At 45.7% G+C, this 19750-nt stretch carries 11 protein-coding genes; all 11 read right to left on the bottom strand.

The features are described from left to right. A partial coding sequence (locus AC2JF8_RS05370; protein ID WP_500761754.1) for a pectate lyase-like adhesive domain-containing protein occupies positions 1-5773 on the bottom strand: 5773 nt, incomplete at its 3' end. A 693-nt stretch (positions 5774-6466) separates the two neighbouring features. After that, complete coding sequence (locus tag AC2JF8_RS05365; protein WP_500761752.1) at positions 6467-7717, bottom strand: SLAP domain-containing protein; 1251 nt, start codon at positions 7715-7717, stop codon at positions 6467-6469. A 68-nt stretch (positions 7718-7785) separates the two neighbouring features. Continuing rightward, complete coding sequence (locus tag AC2JF8_RS05360) at positions 7786-8997, bottom strand: SLAP domain-containing protein (protein WP_500761750.1); 1212 nt, start codon at positions 8995-8997, stop codon at positions 7786-7788. A gap of 121 nt (positions 8998-9118) precedes the next feature. Next, a complete protein-coding gene (locus tag AC2JF8_RS05355) occupies positions 9119-9616 on the bottom strand; it encodes a sigma-70 RNA polymerase sigma factor region 4 domain-containing protein (protein ID WP_500761748.1) in 498 nt (165 codons plus the stop codon). Between the two features lie 249 nt (positions 9617-9865). Continuing rightward, positions 9866-10711, bottom strand: a complete 846-nt coding sequence (locus AC2JF8_RS05350) for a hypothetical protein (RefSeq protein WP_500761746.1) — start codon at positions 10709-10711, stop codon at positions 9866-9868. Between the two features lie 143 nt (positions 10712-10854). Continuing rightward, positions 10855-12627: an SLAP domain-containing protein gene (locus AC2JF8_RS05345; protein ID WP_500761744.1), complete on the bottom strand. Its 1773-nt coding sequence runs from the start codon at positions 12625-12627 to the stop codon at positions 10855-10857. Between the two features lie 342 nt (positions 12628-12969). Next, positions 12970-14835 carry an SLAP domain-containing protein gene (locus AC2JF8_RS05340; protein WP_500761742.1) on the bottom strand — a complete coding sequence of 622 codons (1866 nt, stop codon included), beginning with the start codon at positions 14833-14835 and terminating at the stop codon, positions 12970-12972. 337 nt (positions 14836-15172) lie between these two features. Further along, on the bottom strand, positions 15173-16666 hold the full coding sequence (locus tag AC2JF8_RS05335; RefSeq protein WP_500761740.1) for an SLAP domain-containing protein: 1494 nt from the start codon (positions 16664-16666) through the stop codon (positions 15173-15175). A 216-nt stretch (positions 16667-16882) separates the two neighbouring features. After that, positions 16883-18661 carry an SLAP domain-containing protein gene (locus AC2JF8_RS05330; RefSeq protein WP_500761738.1) on the bottom strand — a complete coding sequence of 593 codons (1779 nt, stop codon included), beginning with the start codon at positions 18659-18661 and terminating at the stop codon, positions 16883-16885. Between the two features lie 528 nt (positions 18662-19189). Beyond that, a complete protein-coding gene (locus AC2JF8_RS05325) occupies positions 19190-19435 on the bottom strand; it encodes a DUF2922 domain-containing protein (RefSeq protein ID WP_500761737.1) in 246 nt (81 codons plus the stop codon). 36 nt (positions 19436-19471) lie between these two features. Further along, positions 19472-19693: a DUF1659 domain-containing protein gene (locus tag AC2JF8_RS05320; protein WP_500761735.1), complete on the bottom strand. Its 222-nt coding sequence runs from the start codon at positions 19691-19693 to the stop codon at positions 19472-19474. Positions 19694-19750 lie beyond the last annotated feature (57 nt).

Here is a 19750-nt window from a genome sequence, read left to right as displayed (position 1 = left end):
CGTCAATCTTATTCTTGGCGTCAGTAGCGGCACTATCAATTGCACCGATTGCATCATCATGCGCTTTCTGTGCATTCTTCTGCTGTTCTGGCGTTAATGCCTTAAAGTCGTCTTCAACCTTTTGCTTGGCATCGGCAGCAGCAGAGTCGATATTTTCCTTACTAATTTCCTTAGCAGCTTCAATCTTCGCTTTTTCGGAATTTGCGCCGTCGTTTGCGGCTACAATCGCAGCAATATCACTCTTGGCCTTTTCTCTGATAGTTACCACACTGGTAGTGTCGCCGGCAGCGGTAATATCGGTCTTGGCCTTGTTTACTATGTTGTTAACCTTCGCCTGGTCAGCTGCATCTAATTTCTTATTGGCGTCATTACCAGCTGTAGTAACCTCATCGACTGCTACTACCTTGGCAATATCCAAGTGGCCCTGGGTCTCTGCGGTAGCAATGCTGCTGTTAGCTTCTGCTTCTGCCTGAATAATTGTAGCCTTATTTGTGGCACCAGTGACTTTAGACTTAGCGTCAGTAGCAGCCTTATCAATCGCGTCGACAGCCTGCTTATACTTCGGTCCAACGGTATCCTGCTCAGCAACCGTTAGCTTGTCGTAGTCATCCTGCAAGCGCTTCTTGGCAGCTGCTGCATTCGTGTCGATTGTAGCCGTCTGCTCTTTCTTGGCCTGATCTAAGTCACTGGCACTTGCCGTAGTTACAACGCTATTAATGGCGTTGATACCATCAGCAGCATCCTTATCAGCCTCTGACACAGTAGCTGCCCCGTCAATATTTCCTTTGGCAGCATCTGCAGCAGTAGCAACATCAGTCTTGGCCTTAGTCTTAGCTGCGTCTGTCAAATCGGAATTATCAATTCGCTTATTAGCATCTGTGACGGCGTCATCAACCTTCTTCTTGTCATTGACAATCGCCGTATCCAGTGCTTGGGCCTTGGCTAAGACGTCATCCATCTTCTTGATGCCATCTTTCTTGGCAGCATCAACGTCAGCGAGTGCCTTGGACGGATCAATAATTAGAGCAATTGCGTCATTATAGTACCCATTGACCTCATTGTGCATGCCTTTCTTGACATTGGCACTGACATTGGTCAGGCCGTCAATGGCAGTATTAACCGTGGTCTGCTCAGTCTGCAGAGCAGCCTTGGCGTCATCTCTATATGCATTTACGACGTTGGTCTTACCTGTTGCAATGTCATTCTTAATGTCGCCAGCGACAGTATGACCATCGATGGCGGTATTAGCGTTCGTAACGGCATCATCAATATCCTTGTCCGTCATGACGCCTAAGTAGCCCTTGGCTTCATCAGCAACGGATTGCACCTGCTTCTTAGCGGCAGCCTTGAGCGAATCCTGGACATTCTTCTTACCCGTGGTTAAACCGGTAGTAACGCCAACAATGTCAATGGCATTGTCAATGGCAGTGTTAGCCATGCTTACGGCACGATCAATGTCGCCATCGCTAGTAACGCCCAGGGCGTCCTTGGCCGTCTGCGCAACGTCTGCCAGACTAGCCTTGGCTGTCTTGCGGTAAGCGTCGAGGATGGCTTTGTTAGCGTTAGTAACGTCCTTCTTTAAATCTGCAACCGCGTCGTGGCCGTCGATGACAGTGCCGGCGGCAGTGACAGCGTCGTCAATAGCCTTATCTGTCGTGACCCCGATTGCGGCTTTAGCCTCGGTTGCAGCCGCATTAATCACACCCTTGATAGTAGTATGAACTGCGTCCAGGATGTTCTTCTTAGCGTTGCCCTCATAACCAGTTATGCTGGATGACAAGTCATTGGCAGAGTCAGCGACACTATTAATTAACGACAGACCATTAGTGACTATATTGTTTACATTATTAGCATCAACTGGCGACAGACCCAGGCCATCGATGTAGCCCTTAGCGTAGCCCTCAACCTCAGCCTTGGCTGCAGCTTTATTAAACTTATTGTTTGCCCTTATTATAATGTCCTTAATTTCTCCATCAGTCATACTACCAGAGCCGGTACTGCTCAGGACATTGTTCGCAGAACTGGCTACAGCGTCGATTTCATCCAGGTATTGTCGCTGCTTGGTGTAATCCAGGCCAGCCTGAAGCACCCGGTTCTTTGCGGCATCGGCATTTGCGGTAATGGTTTTAAGGGCTTTATCCTTCTCCTTATTACCATGGATATTGTTGATTATGTTGGTGGCTTTGGAACCATCATCGATACCCGTCAGAATCTCGTGAACACCGTCGTTGAGGGCATTCTTGATATCATCCGCGTCATCGCTGTGACTACTGATTTGGTTAGTGGCAAGCTCTTCCAGTTTTTTGATGGCATCAAGCTTATTCTTGACGGCAGTAATTTTGCCCATAGCCTTATTTTTGTCACCTTCAACGGTGGCTGTTTCTGTGGCCGAACCTTCCTTGGCATCGTTATCAATCGGACCACCATCCTTGGCGATATCCGTGACAGCATCAAGCGCATCCTCAAGAACTTGGTGAATTTCAGTTTTTTCCTTATTGGTAATATTGGCGTCATTGGCTGCAGCATCAATAGTCGGAAGCAAGCCATTGGCAGCATCGTTAATTTCTTTCTTGACGCCGTTCTTGTAGTCCGTGACAACCTGGTCAACCTTGGCAATTCCCGCATTAGTGACTTCATCTAGCTTAGTGGAATCTTGGACATTCTCAATATCATCATATGCCAAGTCGCGAGCTTTATTAATATTATTCGCAAGCGTTGGATAAGAAGTTACCTGCTTTACAGCTTCCAACCTTATCTTTTCTTTTGCACTTTGCTTTGCAGTTCCCAATTGACTATTTCTGATAGCCGATGCTAAAGCAGCTTCAACAAGTTTAAGAGCGATATCTCTACGCCTATTGACTTCTTTAACTGCACCAACGGTATTTTTAGGACCATATACTGATTGTGTTTCATCATAGTCGGTAGATCCTGGCTTCGAAGCAATAGCAGCCGCTTTAGCCAAATCTCTATCAAAAATTGTAGTTTGTTCCGGAGTTAATCCAGTTGGTACTTTTATCTTAGCATCGGCAATTTTATCCTTAATTGCTTTGGCTGCAGCATCCTGTACATCAATTAAAGGAATAATATTTAAGTCTAATCTTGGACGCTCATCATCTTCAGGATTATACCCAACAAAGTTAGCATCAGGTACCAAAGAAATTTCATCGCCCTTGGCTAACTTAACTACTTCATCAGCAGGGATTGTAAAAGTAAAATTACCGCTGGCGTCTACTTCAGCTGCAAACTGTTTAGGCAGTAAATCATCATTTGTTTCACTATAAGGCCCATCAATTCCCGTAACAGGTTGACCTTCTTTAGAGCCATGATATATTGCTTCAACGTAGGCACTTGTTCCAACCGGAAGAAGTTTATGAAACATATTTTGGGGATTATCACCATCAATATCAGGGTTGTAATTCTTTATATGTCCCGTAATAGTACGTGAACCATCATCGTTAGTTGCTACATGAGCATCAGTAATATCCAAAAATCCACTAGGGTTCGCTGGGATCAAATCAATGTCATTGTAACCTACATTTTCTGGGTCTGAAAAAGCACTAGTAATTACATCAGTAAAAATTTGATCATAAGATTTACCAATATATTTGCTTAGATCCAGCTTAGTGAGACTTAAAATAGCTTTTACCGTACCGTCTTGCGCCAATTCATTATATTTGGTCTGCGTAAATTGTCTCGTACCATTCAGCAAAACTAAATTGCTAGGCACAATAGAGTTGCCAGATTTGCTTACCGTCAACCTATGAAATGGGGGTAGCGTCAATTTATACTTGCCTAATGACAGAACTTGCCGAACATTAGTAATTTGAATTGTGTTATTTCCGATAAGACTGGCCTGTTTGTTCAAATGGGCATCTAAGACCAGAGAATTGGGGTTATTAACTAACAAATTACCGCCAGCGGCAGCATCAACTAGCGTGATAGCACCTGTTCCTGCGCCATGTCCTGTACCATCATCTAATAGTTTAATGCTAAAGCTACCATTTTCAATGTCTACCTTACCATTAATTAGGACCATGGTATTTGCATAATTCCCCATCGTCTTGCCAACAACATTCACACTAGCATTAGGATTAATAGTAAAATTACCACCAACATAAATCAAATTATTATTAGCAATGTCACCATTAGTCGTGATGTTCACTGCAGCACCGTCGCCAACATTGACTGACGAAGAAGCCGAATCCAAGCGGATCGCTGTAGCCTGCTTATTATCAAAACTACCATTATAATCAGACTGGCCAACGTTAATATTCAACGTACCCTGAACGTCTACTTTTTGGTTACTTCCAGACATGTAAATGCCATACATGTAAGAGGTATGCTCAGCACCATTGGTACTCGTTAAGGCATCAGAATTTCCTCCCGGTACTAGGGTAACCGTAGCACCATGAGCAATCCTGACAGTATTACCATCACCTTGCATTTCAATTACGTTACCGCCATAGCTAGCACCTGTAAAATTACCGGTAAAGTCAATAGAATTATCTTGTCCACTAAATTCAAACAACTGTTGAGTGTTAAAGCCACCATTATAATAAACAGTACTACAATGGTTAGTCCCCTCAAATTTAATGTGAGTATGCGCAGATGTCCAAACCATTTGCGAACCATTAAAATCAATATCTCTAAAAGTAATGTTTGCACGCTGTGTAGAAACTGCTGGTATATTAGTTCTTATGACACCATAGTAGTCACTACTCTTTAGTGATAAATTTTCATAAGTCAAATCTAAATTGTCAGACGCAGAAGATGGGTGCCAACCTCCAAAGTTAAGGGAGTACTTGCCACCAGCAGCTGACTTAATCAATAACTTTCTGCCTGGTACAATAAATTCATTAGTACCTACAGCAGGTGCAGAGGCAGTGATATCAGCTGCAATATCAATCTCGTCGACTGTGCTATCACTAAGAGCGGCCCTGAAATCCCTCCAACTAGCCACCGTCCGAGAATTAGCTGCATCCCGAGCCTGGAGTCTAGGCTTGTTCATGTCGACCATTGTCTGCTGGTTGACATCATTAACGCCCGTTTGTCCCGGCACATTAATGTCGCTAGCCGAACTTGCCAACCGCTCGACGGTATTAGCCGCAGCAGCAGTCGGCACCGCACCGGTCTCACTGGTCGTTTGGCCAGCATCAGTAATGTTGGTATTAATGTGATCATAGTTAGAGCTTGCACCAGTATCCGAACCCACCTGATTGCTGCTCGAAATACCTGGCGCCGTCGGTGCAACTGGTTGGACAGCATCAGCAGCCTTAGCCTTAAGTGCCGGCGTTGGGTCATTTTTCTTGGCCTTGGCCTTCTTAGCAGCTGCCTCTTCATCGGCGGACTTCAAAAACTGCTTCAACCCTGAATAGGTTGACAACTTATCCTGCTTGCGCGCGTTAGCTGCTACAGTTGGCGGCGTGCTATCTTGGGCAGATTTCTGCTGATTTGCAGCCGGCGCCTTAGTGGGAGTTTCATTCTCTGCAGCTGGCGCAGTCTTGGACATCGTTGGCCGCTCGCTGGCACTTGCGGGTGCTGTGTCCGCTTGGGCAGTTGCTGCCGGCTTAATTACGAGCGTATTCTTATTTTGCAAATCATTTTGCCCGTTTGCCTCATTTTGTTCTTCATTCTTAGGACCAGCAGCTGATGCGTCCGCAGCCTTGACTGCATGTGCGTTCAAACCAAAAAAAGTGAACCCCAGCAACACGGAAGTTGCCCCAATACTTAGTTTACGGATTGAGAAACGGTCCTGCTTAGCCTGCATTTCCATTTTCCGTAAACGTTCATTATAATTATTTTTTCCTAACATATATTTTCACCCCATCGTATTGCTTTTATTAGAAGCAACCATTATAGCTATATCCGTATAGGTAATAGATATAGAGATTTTCTTATAGCCTAAGTATAGTACGCAGGTCCTAATTGTCAATAAAAAAAAGAGCTTATATTAATAAATTAATTATTATCAATTTATAATAATTAATTACGGGATAGTCCAAAACACCATCAAGACAGCGCTTACCCGTCAACCAATAACATAACTAGCCCTTTATGCCGATAAAAATTACCCTTGACCACTTTTATTTAATTTATCCGCTACGGGTCTTCTTAAATCATACATTTGGGAAAAACCAGGGAACATAACTGCGTTAAATATTCACTTAAAAAATAACAGCTTAAAATTTACCTCCGGATTTTACCAAATTACGTCACGTTATTTTATTGTGTCCATTCATGGTTTTGTATGTTGTTTTGTATTAATTTATATCCAGTTACTTGTCAGCTGCCACTGCAGGTAATATATATCCAGCTATAATAAAACCCTTCAGACTGCTCTTACTAGTCTGAAGGGTTTAACTTCATTTTTTTATTTATCTGCTAGTCCGGGTAAGCAGGATTATCTGCTAGCTGCCAGCGGTTCTCACCCAGCTTTTACTAGTCTGTAACATCCTGACACTAGCAATTATTTAAAATTAGCTGCCTTAACAAATTCATGAGGACTAATCGCATAATACCGCTTGCCCGCGATATTAATCCGGCCGCCATATGTTCGGACTGTTTTTCCACGGCTTAGCTTAAAGTCGTTAGCGCGCAGTCCGGCTGTATTATAAATATAGGCATTATGCTTCAACGTGCGCACCCGACCAATCACATTGCTGGCCACAACATACTCGTTACTACCAAAGCGCAGAAACTTTCGGTTGTTGATGGTTACCATTTCTTGAATGTTGATTCTGGTACCAGCGGTTTTCAATGCAGCATTCGTCCGCTGCCCCTGTTGGTCATAAGTATAAGCGTCGTGCATCAGGGTGGTTTCACCCAGTGCAACTACGTCAGCAGTGCCCGTCCCGACCTGCGGCGAATTACCCGGTGTCGACGGCGCGGCATTCGTGTCCCCCGCAGCATCGGCTACTGCACTGGCAGTTTCGCTGGCATCACTGGCCGAAGTCCCTGTAGCCGGTATATCACTGGTGGTACTATTGACAACATTGTCATTCACCACATCAGCGGCAGTTTCACCTGCCTGCAGGTTGTAGTAGTACTTGAGCAGGGCAAAGAAATCATTCATTGAGTAGCCCCACTTGGCAAAGTAGCCATCGGGATCCGTATGGTTGGTTCCACCTAAGAACTTGGAAACGGCATGGTGGGACCAAATGCTGCCCTTACCGGTATTAGAAGCATTGGTTGGCTTGATATTGTAACGGTGCAGGAGTTTGGCAGCGTAGATTGCATCATTGTTGACGCTCTTCGCAAATTTATTACGGGTATTTTCTTGGCAGAGTTCAATCTGAATGAAGCGATTATTAGCCACGGCCCCGGCACCCCAGACCCCATATTGCGGAGTCATCATCTGGATAACTTGCTTATGGTCAACGAAGGCATGCACATAGGAGTACATGTTCATCCAGGCCCGGTTGAAGTAGATTGCCTCATTGTGAGCCGATGCCCCAGGCGTTGCCGTCTCGTGGATAACAATACCCTCGGGACTGCCTTTGCGGTACTTAATCTTATTACCGTGCGCATAAAACTTGTTGTACCGAATGCCCTGTGTTTGCAGCATTTTATACAAATAGGTTATACCGACGTAACTATTCTGCTTGGCTATTTCGTTAATTGATGCAGCCTCAACTACTTGAGCCTGACGCTTAACCCCTATAGGCGCAACTAATCCTACTCCGATAGCAACAGTAGCCATTAGTTTCGTTATTTTCATTTGATGTATTCATTCCTTTAAGTATTCATTTTTAACTATATTTACTTTCTATCAAAAATCAAATACGTTTAAAAATTACCCTTCTTAACGTACTGGTGAATGCCAATCCGGTAATACTTGTGGCCTAATATTGTGATGGCGGAACCAAAGGTAGCAACTGAAGTGCTCTTTTTCAAAACCTTCTTGTTGTCACGGTTACCATAATCATTATAAACGTAAGCATTATGCTTGAGTGACTTGATGGTACCATCGATATTGCTGGCAACAATATATTGATCATCTCCAATACGATAGTAGCGCTTGCCATTAATGGTCATCTGCCCATAAGTGGTAATTACCTGACCGCTAGAACCGGACTTAATGGTCTTTAGTCCCGTGATTCGCTTGCCCTGAGCGTCATACACGAAAGAATTATGCATCAAGGTCTTATTAACTTTTTGTTTTCCGATAGGCTTCTTAGAAGCTGGCGGCAAGGCACCTCCTTCATTGAGAAGGGTATCGTTAACCCAACCCTTGCCGTCGATGTACAACCGCTGCCTGCCATTATAAAAAGTGATGATCTTAGTAACGGTGACTGACTCGCCGCTTACCACCGATCCCGACTTAGCCGAAACAGAATGGTCGGTTGGCCAAGCATAGGTAGGGCCACTCTGCTTAACTAGGTAGGACTTAGTGGTCGACAGCACCTGGGGGTCATACTGGGTCAAATTATAATTATGAATGCGGTTGTTTAAAGTCTTATTGTAGTTGCTATCCGTGGCGTAGGTGCCAGTCAGGGCCTTAGTCGCATCCGTGTAGGAAGCGGCATTCTCCAACCAGGCACCCTGGTAACGATCAGGCTGCCAGGACACACCATTGCGCAGCTTTTTACCGTTATCATCAAAAGACTCTTGAAAGCTTGGATATTTCCTGAACTTAGCAACCACATAGTAGCTCTTGCCGTTCTTATCTTCTTCCCGCGTCTTGGCTGCATAGATTGCACCCGGCCAATTATCATTAGCCTTCATGCCAAAGAGATTGTGGGCACTAACGGCCAGCGTGGACTGTCCCCAATTCGATTCCACAATGGCTTGGGCAATCATTACAGACGGATAAAGACCATATTTTTTCGCCATTTTCTGTGCCTGCTTGGCCGCAGTATCTAGAAAGGCCGTTTGGACCGTGGCTGCTTCTACCCGGTCAGTGGGTATGGGGACAGCCGCACTTAAGTTCGTAATTGGGGCAAGGGTCGTCCCAGCCAGAATAGTCGCCGCAAGTCCCGTGATAAGTCTTCTCTTCATACGTTAAAATTCCTCCTTAACCAACACTTTCATTGTATCGAGCGGTGTGAGTATTCACAAGAGCTTGATCTCAATTGTAGCCAAAAAGTAATATTGTCGGTTTTATATTACAAAAAGTAATCTATCTTGCGAAAATTTTACGCAGGTGGACTAGCAGCAGGTGCTTGCTGCGCTGCAAGTGGCCCCGGCTTATTCCGGTCTTATGCGCAAGTGCCGTGATCGTTTGACCGCAGATAAAATGATCATAAAATAACATCTGGACCAAATGCGACTGGTGGTGCACCTCTTCCTTGACTGCAAGCCAGTCTATGCGGTCATTATCACCTTCATAGTCAATTTTAACTGTTTCGAGGAATTTGACCTGGTGGTCATGGACATTTTGGTCACGCCGCAACAGGTCAAGCGTGTGCCAAATAATCTTGCGAAAACTACGCCGATCAACGACCGCTGGCGACAAATCCCCTGCCCGTGACAGCAATGCAGCGTAAACAATCAGTCCTTCTTGCAATAAGTCTTCATAGTTGCGATAATCGGGGCGCACGTGGGCAGCCTTTAGCGCGCCCTTAACCAGCCGCCGGTTTGTCCATGCTCTTTGCCAGGCTGCTTCACTAATATTCAACTGTAACTTCCTCCTTTTGGTGGTGTCACAAGCGCTTGTGCAACTATAGGTTAACAGTTTGACCTTCATTAAAAAAACCATACCTTAATGCGTTCAAGGCCTAAGGCCAGTGGAACTGTCATTAACAACTACAAGTGCAATTGCCCGAACCGTCAGCCTGCACGGTGACTAAACTCCGGCTTAAAAAACTCCGCAATACCAAAAGCACGAATTGCTAGATTCGTGCTTGGGGTTGGCAAGGCAGCCGATTCAATACAATGAATCCGGGCGCTGACAGAGCCGGTAGATCAGCTGCTGCAGGGCGATAGGCAAGTGCGGCAAGTCGAGGTAGTCAGCCAGACGGTGAACATACCGAATATGCTTTTGTTCCAGCATATCCCGGATAATTTGCTTTAGGGAGAGACGACCAAGTGCCTGGCATGGTTGGTAGTAGTCCGCCTGATCAATCAGAGACCGGCCGCTGGTGCGTTTGATCTGCCAGCCCATTACTTGTTCGAGGTGAGCTAGGCTGAGCTGGTGCAGAACGTGGTTATAAATCAAACTGGAAACGACCCGGCGATGAAGATAACGACTACAGTTATCAAATAAAAAATTGTAACTGGTTTGGCCCCCAGCCAGCGACTTAAAGATGGTGGTAGAAAGATTCACCCGGTGAAAACCCGTCATCTGATGCAGGGCCACCCAGTCAATGTTGCCAACGTTATAGCTCCGAGTGGAAAAATACGCCAGCCGGCCCGTTGCAATGACGTTACACCCCGACTGCTTGATCTTTCGCGCAAAGACTCGTTGAAACTCCAACCCCGCAAGAAGGCAGTTCTTAGAAAAGGCGGTGAAGAGTGCACAGCTACTGTGCAAACTTAAAACAATACCCCGGTGCGAGTCAAAAATCACGCTTTTGTAACGCCCCAGCAAAGGCTCGTGCTGAAACTCATAGAGGGCAATTGTATGCGGGTTGATGCAATAATCACGGTCCACAGTCAGGTAATTGTTAAGCACGGCATCCCGGCCAATCCGTTCACGCAGCAATTTTTTCGACCACACGTGATATTCGGCTTGCGGGGGTAAATTCCACTTTTTACATTTCTGATGTGTCATTTGCTCTTCCTCCTTTTTATTGAGCTGTCACCTTTATTATACGCAAGTGCAAGCGATTACATTTAAAAAGATTACCGGTATCAAAAAAACGGAAGCGATTACTCGTTTCCGTTTCTATTATTAATTATTAACGCGGCTATTAACTAAAAATTAGCTACCTTAACGTATTGCTTAGCCGGGCCGCCAATCCGGTAGTACTTCTTGCCGTTCTTGAACTTGAACGGTGAACCGTAAGTGGTAACAGTTTCGCCCTTTCTCAGGAGGGTGCTGTTGGCACGCTTCTTACCGGTCTTGTAAACGTATGCGTTATGCGTTAACGTCCGCTCAGTACCGTCAATGTTGTCCGCCATGACGTATTGGTTGTCACCAATCTGGTAAACCAGGCTGCCATCAGCAAGCGTAGTAGCCTTGCCAATTACGTCAACAGTAGTGTAAGACATCAGCTTGTTAGTGCCAACACGCTTGTGATCCTTGTCGTAGACGTATGAGTTGTGCATAACCATCTTGCTCTCGGTTGCAGCTGGCTTCATCGAGCCGTCAACGTACTTGGTTTCAACGTACAGGTTTGAGGTAGCACTGTTGATGTGGGTGTATGACTTGTCGCCAACCTTGACCGGGTCGCCGAACGTAGCAATCTGGTCGCCGTTCTTAACCGTTGTCTTAGAGGTGGTTACCGTGTTGCCGGTGATTTCGTAAACCGGAACATCGGTAATATCGGCCTGAATCGTCTTGTAAGTTGCGCCCTTTTCGCCAACAGTCAGCATGAAGGTAACCTTGGTCGTCTTGTTCTCAGCATTGGTTGCAGAAACAACTACCGGGTACTTGCCGGCAACAGCAGTGTTAACCTTGCTGATGTCAACGCTAGGAACCATGACTGTCTTGTCGGTTCCACTAACCGTCGTCTTGAACGCATCTTGGATAGCCTTCGTGTTAACGACGCCATTAACTGGAACGTAGTTGAAGTTAACGCTGTCTGGAAGGTCCTTGATGGTAGCCGAAACGCTCATTGCCTTGCCACCGTTGTAGCCGTCAAGCGTGATGGCCGGGTAGGTTGGGTCACTGGTGTCGGTGCTTGGGGTTGCCGTAACAGTGAACGTGCCCGTCCTGCCGTTAGTGGCAATCAGGTTGATTGTCACTGGGAATGAAGCTACCGGCTTGTCAAACGAGCCATCGGCCTTGACCGTGATGCCCGCTGCCTTCAGGCTGTCCCGAACGTCTTTGTCCAGGTTTGTAAATGATGCAGTTGCAGCCCCAGTGCTTGCAGGAGTATAAGCAGCCTTAATCTTGTTTACAATCGCATTAACGTTGTATTCAGTCGAGGCCAGGTCAATTGCACCTGAAGTTACGACAACGTTGGCCTTAGCGTCCTTAACAAACGGAGCGCCGGTCAGGCTAGCATCAAACAGCTTGAAGCCTTCGCTTGCAACACCCAGGCCAGTAATTGAACCTGTAGGATCTGCAGCAACATTATATACTTTGCCATTAATGGTGATAGCGTATGTCTTATTCGCTTCCAAGCCCATAATGGTTACAGTTGCTGCCAAGTAGTAGGTATCAGTGGTTGAGTCAAGCTGCGGCTTTTCGGTATTTGCAGTTCCAACTGGACCCTTAGCACCAGTAGTATCAAGGCCAGTGTAAACCTTAGCAGCTGAAACGGAAACCGTAGCACCTGTTGGCATAGTTGGCGTTGCAAGTGATGCTTGCACCTTAGATGCAGGATCACCCTTGACCAGACTGGCAACGTTGTTAACGTTCAAGCCCATTGCAATCGTGGCTGCTGAAGCTGGGGTTGTATTCCCGCCAACAACCGTTACATTCGAGTCAGCAAAAACCGTTGACACGCCAGAAGCAGCGACTGGAGCCACAGCCAATAAGGCGGCAGCAGCAGCACTAGCAATTCTTGAATTTTTCTTCATGTGGATTTCCTCCTTGGGTAATATAAAAATAGTAATAGGCTATAGGTCCAGTTGTATGAGCCTACATTGTTACAATACCCTTCAAACTTGAATTCATAAGTCTATAACTCCTATGAGGTAGTCTCCAAATTGAAGAATACACATGCATACAGGATATCGAACTTGAAGCATAGCTATTACTTCCCACATTTAAAATTGTACTTACCTTTGACTTGAATTGCAAGATATGCAGTGTTTATTAAGAAATGTTTACTTTTTCGAAAACAAAATATGTCGTAAGCAAAAAGAGAAAACGAATCATTCGTTTTCTCTTCTAACACTAATTATGCGTTAACAAATCAATTAAAAGTTGACAGCTTTAACGTATTGCTTGTCTGGACCACCGATCCGGTAGTATTTCATACCATTCTTAAACGTGTATGGGTTCCCGTAGGTAACAATCGTTTCACCCCTGTGCAGTACAACGCTGTTGGCACGCTTCCGAGAAGTTCTGTAAACGTAGGAATTGTGCGTCAATACCCGCTTAGTGCCATCGATGTTGTCAGCCATTACGTATTGGTTGTCGCCAATCTTGTAAACCAGGCTGCCATCGGCAAGCTTAGTGGCTTCACCGTACACTTGAATGGTAGTGTAGGACAGCAGCTTGCTGGTGCCAACACGCTTGTGGTCTTTGTCGTAGATGTACGAGTTGTGCATAACCTTCTTGGCAACCTTCTCGGCCGTCTTAATGGAACCGTCAATGTACTTGGTCTCAACGTATTGGGTTGAGTCAGCACTGTTAATGTGGGTGTAAGTCTTGTCGCCAATCTTGACCGGGTCACCAAAGGTAGCGATTTGGTCACCGTTCTTGACCGTCGTCTTCGAAGTGGTTACCGCGTTGCCGACAATGTCGTAAACCGGCACTTCAGCGATGTCGGCCTGAACAACCTTGTAGGTTGCACCCTTGACGCCAACCGTAAACATGAAGGTAACCTTGGTAGTCTTGTTGTCGGCATTAGTTGCAGAAACAGTAACCGGGTACTTGCCCGCAACCTTGGTGTTAACCTTGCTGATATCAACGCTAGGAACCATGTATGCATCAACAAGAATTTTCTTATCCTTGTTATTTGGATCTACCCCAGTCTTACCGCTTACCCGCGCAGTAAATGCACTCTTAATTGCGTCGGTGTTGACAACGCCGTTAACCGGTACGGAGTCCCAAGTGGCCGAAGCAGGCACAGCATCGATAGTCCTCGTACCCTTATAGACGTCTTTTGAGTCTGGTTCGTTGGTACTGCCCAAGATAATGACCGGATAAGTATCATCGGCAGTATTTACGGTCGAGGCGCCAGCCGTAGCATGTACAACAAAGGTCGAGGTTCTGCCGTTATCTGCCTGCAAGTTCAGCGTAATCGGGAATTGGGTTGCCGGCTTGTCAAATGATTCATTGGCATCAGACTTGATGGTAACGCCAGCGTTCTTGAGCGCTTCACGGATATCTTGCTTGATGTCCTTAAATTCTGCACTTGCAACACCCGTAGTCGTAGGCACATACTTATTCATAATTTCAGTGGCAATGCCCTGTACGGTGTATGTACTAAAGCTAATTGAGCCGGCGTCGACAGCGGTGTGATTGCTCTTGTCAACAACATAAGGTGCACCGCCCTTAGTAGTGTCGAAGAGGGTAAAGCCCGGACTCACTACACCGAACTGGCTAATCGTACCAGTGACATCCGACCTAGTTTTGCACTTCGTGCCGTTAACTTCAATTGTATAATCCGTATTTGCCTTCAAGCCTGAGATGGTAACATATGCGGCTAGATAATAAGTTGGGGCTTCTTTACCATCTTTAGGAACCTGATTGCTGAGGGATGGTACTTCTACACCTGATCCAATAAAGCCCCTGCTATTACCATCAGAGTCAGGGGTTGCAGCATTAACACCGGTATAGACCCTGGCCTGTGATATAGCTAACGTTGCGCCGGATGGCAAGCTAGGCGTTGAAAGCGATGCCGTTACTTTTGACGGAAGATCACCATTAACCAAATTAGCCCGGTTGGTGATGTTTAAACTAAGTCCAAAGGACGTTGTCGTAGGGGCAGTAGTCGATCCACCTGTAACTGACACATTTGTATCAGCCTTCACAGGTGCTGCATTCGATGCAGCAAATGGGACCACAGCTAATAAAGCTGCCGCCGCGGCACTAAAAATTCCTAAATTCTTTTTCATATGGTCGTTCCTCCTTATATATGTATAAAACAGCAATAGAGCAGTAGCCCAATCTGATGAACCCACCTAGTTCCAACGTCTTCTAACTTAAATCACAAGTTTATAACTCCTGTGAGGTAGCCTTTAAGCAGAAAATTACGCATGCCGATGGGCTTGTCGAACTTAAAACAAACTATTACTTTACCATACCCACATTGTACCTAGCTTCAGTGGTAATTGCAAGATTTGTCAATATTACACATCGTTAACAGCACTTACAAAAAGATAAGAAAGCAAAAAGTGGGAACGCATATTCGTTTACACTTGTTTCCACTTTTGTCATTAATCGTTCAAATAATTAAAAGTTGGCAACCTTGACGTATTGCTTGGCCGGCCCGCCGATTCGGTAGTAGCGCTTGCCGTTCTTGAACGTGTACGGTGAACCGTACGTAACAACCGTTGTCCCTTTGTAAAGAACGCGCCGGTCAGCACGTTTCCGGGAGGTCTTATAGACGTAGGCATTATGCGTCAACGTCCGGGCGGTGCCATCGATGTTGTCGGCCATTACGTACTGGCCATTGACAATCTTGTAGACCAGACTGCCGTCGGCAAGCTTAGTTGGCGCGCCATAAACGTCGACGTAGCTGTAGGCGGCCAACATCTTGGTGCCAACCCGCTTATGGTTAGCATCATAAATGTATGAGTTGTGCATTATCCGCTTGACCGCAGTAGGTGTTGGCTTGGCCGGTGTTACCGGGTTAGCCGTCTTTTCTACGTACTTGGTCTCGATGAACCTATTGGTGGTTGGCCCGTAGAGCCGGGTGTAGGATACGTCGTTGATGATCACCGTGCCGTAGGTGGCCACCACGGCACCATTCTTGAGAATGGTGTTCGTGGGCGTCACGCTTGCACCGTTAATCTCATAGATTGGCACGTTGCCACTGGCCTGGACAGTCTTGTAAATCGCACTGTTAGATATGATTGTGGTCGGTGGATTCACAACGATGGAGGTGTCAGCGGGGTAAACCGTGACGACAAAAGTGCCCTGCTTGCCGTTACCGGCCACTAGGTTCAGGGTAACCCGAAACGGAATATCGAGTTTAGTGAACTTGCCATCCTTATCCACGGAGATGGCAGCCGCCTGCAGCCCTGCATAAACGTCGCGTTCAATGCTGCTGAAGTCGGCCTGGGCCTTGCCGTCCGTGGTTGCGGAATACTTGTTTGCAATCCTGGCTGCGATTGCGCCGACACTGTTATCCGCAGAAGACAAATTGACGGAGCCCGACGTAACCGTCTGGGTTCCTTCCTTGACGATTGGCTTGCCCGTCAACTTCTCGTCAAAAAAGCTGAGCGGATCGCTGATTACGCCGATGTCAGCGATGGTGCCTTTGCTGTCGGCCTCGAGGCTGTATATCCCGTCGCCCATTGTTATTTTATAAGTCTTATTAGGCTCTAGATGCGAGATGGTTACGTTTGTGCCCACGTAATAGACTTTCCCAGCCGTAAGGCTCTTCTTAACTTCGGTTTTATCTTTGCCCACAAGGCCCTTGCCGTCCGGACCGAGATCAATATCGGTGTAAATCTTGGCATCCTCTGCCTTCACACTGGCACCCGCCGGCAGGACGGGCGTAGCCACCTTCATCTGCAGATCAGCGACCTTGTAGTTGTCAACCAGGTCACCCTTGTTCTCAATGGTCAGCTTCAGCGTGGCCTCATCCTTGTTAGTTGTACCGGGCTGGTCGTCAATGGTGACGCTGGCAGCTAATACGCTCGACACAGACGCCGCACCCACAGGGGCAACCGCCAATAAAGCAGCAGCAATCGCACTAGCAACTCTTAACTTCTTCTTCATATGAATGTTCCTCCTTCTTTATAAACTAGTGACAGCAAATTATCTTAACCTTTCAGCGCTGCCACCCTCTAGTCCCAGAGTACCCGCTTTCATGTGTGAATTCAAGCCGTTTCCATGTTACATCTAGCTAACAATGATTACAAAAAATAAAAAGAGCAAACAAAAAACGGGAACGATTTCTCGTTTCCGTTTCTGTTTAAGCAATTAAGAATTTAATTACTTGAAGTTAGCAACTTTAACGTATTGCTTAGCTGGGCCACCAATCCGGTAGTAAGCCTTACCATTCTTGAATGTGTAAGGTGAACCGTAGGTAACAACAGTTGCGCCCTTGTGAAGAACACGTCTGTCGGCACGCTTCTTAGAAGTCTTGTAGACATAAGCGTTGTGTGACAATACGCGAGCAGTACCGTCAATGTTGTCAGCCATTACGTATTCGTTGTCACCGATTTGGTAAACAAGGCTACCGTCAGCAAGCTTAGTAGCTGCGCCAGTAACTTCAACGTTTGAGTAAGCACCAATCATTCTAGTACCAACACGCTTGTGGTCCTTGTTGTAAACGTATGAGTTGTGCATAACCTTCTTAGTTTCAGTAACTGCAGGCTTAACTGAACCGTCAATGTACTTAGTTTCAATGAACTTAGTTGAGTCAGCACTGTTAAGACGGGTGTATGACTTGCCGTTGATAGTTACAGTACCAAAGGTAGCAACTTGAGCACCATTCTTAAGAACAGTCTTAGTGTCAGTTACAGTGTTGCCGTTAATCTCATAAACTGGAACATCAACATTTGATTGAATGTTCTTGTAAGTAGCACCCTTAGCACCAACAGTTAAGTAGAAAGTAACTGAAGTGGTCTTGCCATCAGTGTTAGTTGCAGAAACAACTACTGGGTACTTGCCAGCAACAGCAGTGTTAACTTTACTGATGTCAACGTTAGGTACCATCTTAGTAGAATTAGTTGCACTTACAGTAGTTTCAAATGCAGCTTGGATGCCACTAACGTTTACACCCGTGTTAAGTGGTACATAGTTGAAACTTGCATCAGCGACATCAACAGTGTTGCTTGCACCCTTGTAAGGAACCTTGTTGAACCAAATTTGTGGGAATGTTGCGTCACCATTAGTAAGTGGGTCTGGGCTAACTGTTACTGGGAAGTTTACATCAACACCATTAGAAGCATGTAACTTAGCATTCACAACAAATGAAGCACTTGGTTTAGCAAAAGTACCATCAGCATTTACTGTAATGCCAGCAGCTTTTAAAGCATCCTTAACATCGCGGGTAAGGTCGTCCCAATCACTATAAGCTTGGTTGGCACTTGGGCGAACATTTGCAACAGTAGTTTCAACTGTGTACTTAGCCTTGATTGCATCAACAATGCTTGAAACATTGTATTTGCCGTTGCCAAGACCAATTTCACCACTAGATACTTGGTTCTTAGTGCCAGTCAATTTAACCGATGGAGCACCATCTTGGGTAGTAGCGCTGATTTGGAACGGCGCACTAACCAAGTTGATTCCATTGATAGAAGCTGTATTAGTGTTAACGTCTGCTTTAACTCCGTTTAAAGTGTAGTCGCTACCATCAATACCAGTTATTGACATGTTTGATATAACAGCTACATAAACAGTGTTTCCTGCAAGAGTATCTACAGATGCGGTAGGAGTACCTGCTTTATCACCATCAACATAAGTCTTTGCATCTTGTCCAGAAACGTACTTAAAAATCTTGATAGGTGCGTTCTTGATATTCGGTGTACCAACAGTACTGTAAATATTAGCCTTTAACTTAGAAGCAGAGTCGCCTACTTTAACAGCACCGTAGTTAGTAACAGTAATACCAGCTAAGATAGCATGTGAACTGCTTACGCCATTAGATGTTACTGTACCTGAAACAGTAGTATCAGCAGAAACTGTTGATACAGCAGATGCAGCAACTGGAGCTACAGCTAATAAAGCAGCAGCAGCAGCACTAACAATTCTTAAATTTTTCTTCATGTGGTCTTTCCTCCTTGTGTATATACAAAATAGTAATAGACTATAGGTTCAGTCGTTTTGAGCCTACATTGTTACAACACCCTTCTAGCTGAAATCATAAGTTTATAACTCTTATGAGGTAGCCTTCAAGCTGAAGAACGCGCATGCGTACAGGCTAGCGAACCTGAAGCATAGCTATTACTTACCACATTTCATATTGTACCTACCTTTAGGCCAAATTGCAAGGACTCGGCGTTTTTAACACACTTTTGTAATAAATAGTTATCTCCTGCACGTGGCCCGTAATTTGAGCCAGGGGCGAGAAAGCCTAATAGCGCAACCAATACACCGTCAAGTCTTCTCAATAAATGTTTAGTCAAGACCTTAAATGATACACAAATTTTACAAAATAATAACGAAACGTTTCTAAGGCACATAAAAAGACCGCACCCACGCGTGAGCACGGTCTTCATGCCCGGCGACTACTTGCGCTTATACAGCCGCCTGACTTGCCTAATCAACTTCTCTAATACGTCCAGAATCTGCAGACTAACTCGGCTGATCTGCAGTATCATCGAACACGCTAGTAACAGTGCGTTCAACGTACGCAGCAGACTTAGGAACCTTATACACATCAACCCCATCTTTTTCGAAGGCGTCTGCCCCCGCAATCTTTGCCATTGCCGCCTTAACTGCGGTCGCCTCTAAGTCAGGGGCCGCATCGGGCAATGATAAGTTGACTTTCCTGTTTCTACCATTTAAGAATACTAATTGCAAACTCGTTGTTGTCGTCATGATGAATCTCCTTTTTACCTATAATATTATTCTTGGTTATTCCTCAACGGTTAGCGGAACCGCGTGCCGCTGAATCAGGGTTGCTGCGCCCAGGACGTCGCCTTGCAGGTCGGCGATTGCGCCGCCGACTTGGGCCAGGCCCGTTGCAGTTGCCCCCTTCTTCACGTTCCGCAGGGTGCGGGAATTGGTGCCGTCCTCGCCGTAAGCGGAATTCAAGAATGTGTACTGGATGGATTGTTCGAGTAATTCAAAGTTCATTTTACTAACCTTCCTTTATAATTAAGCATCTATAATGAAACATCGGGTGGTGTAATC

The organism is Lactobacillus sp. CA30L, assembly GCF_059900845.1.
This window is presented reverse-complemented; position numbering and strand designations above follow the sequence as displayed.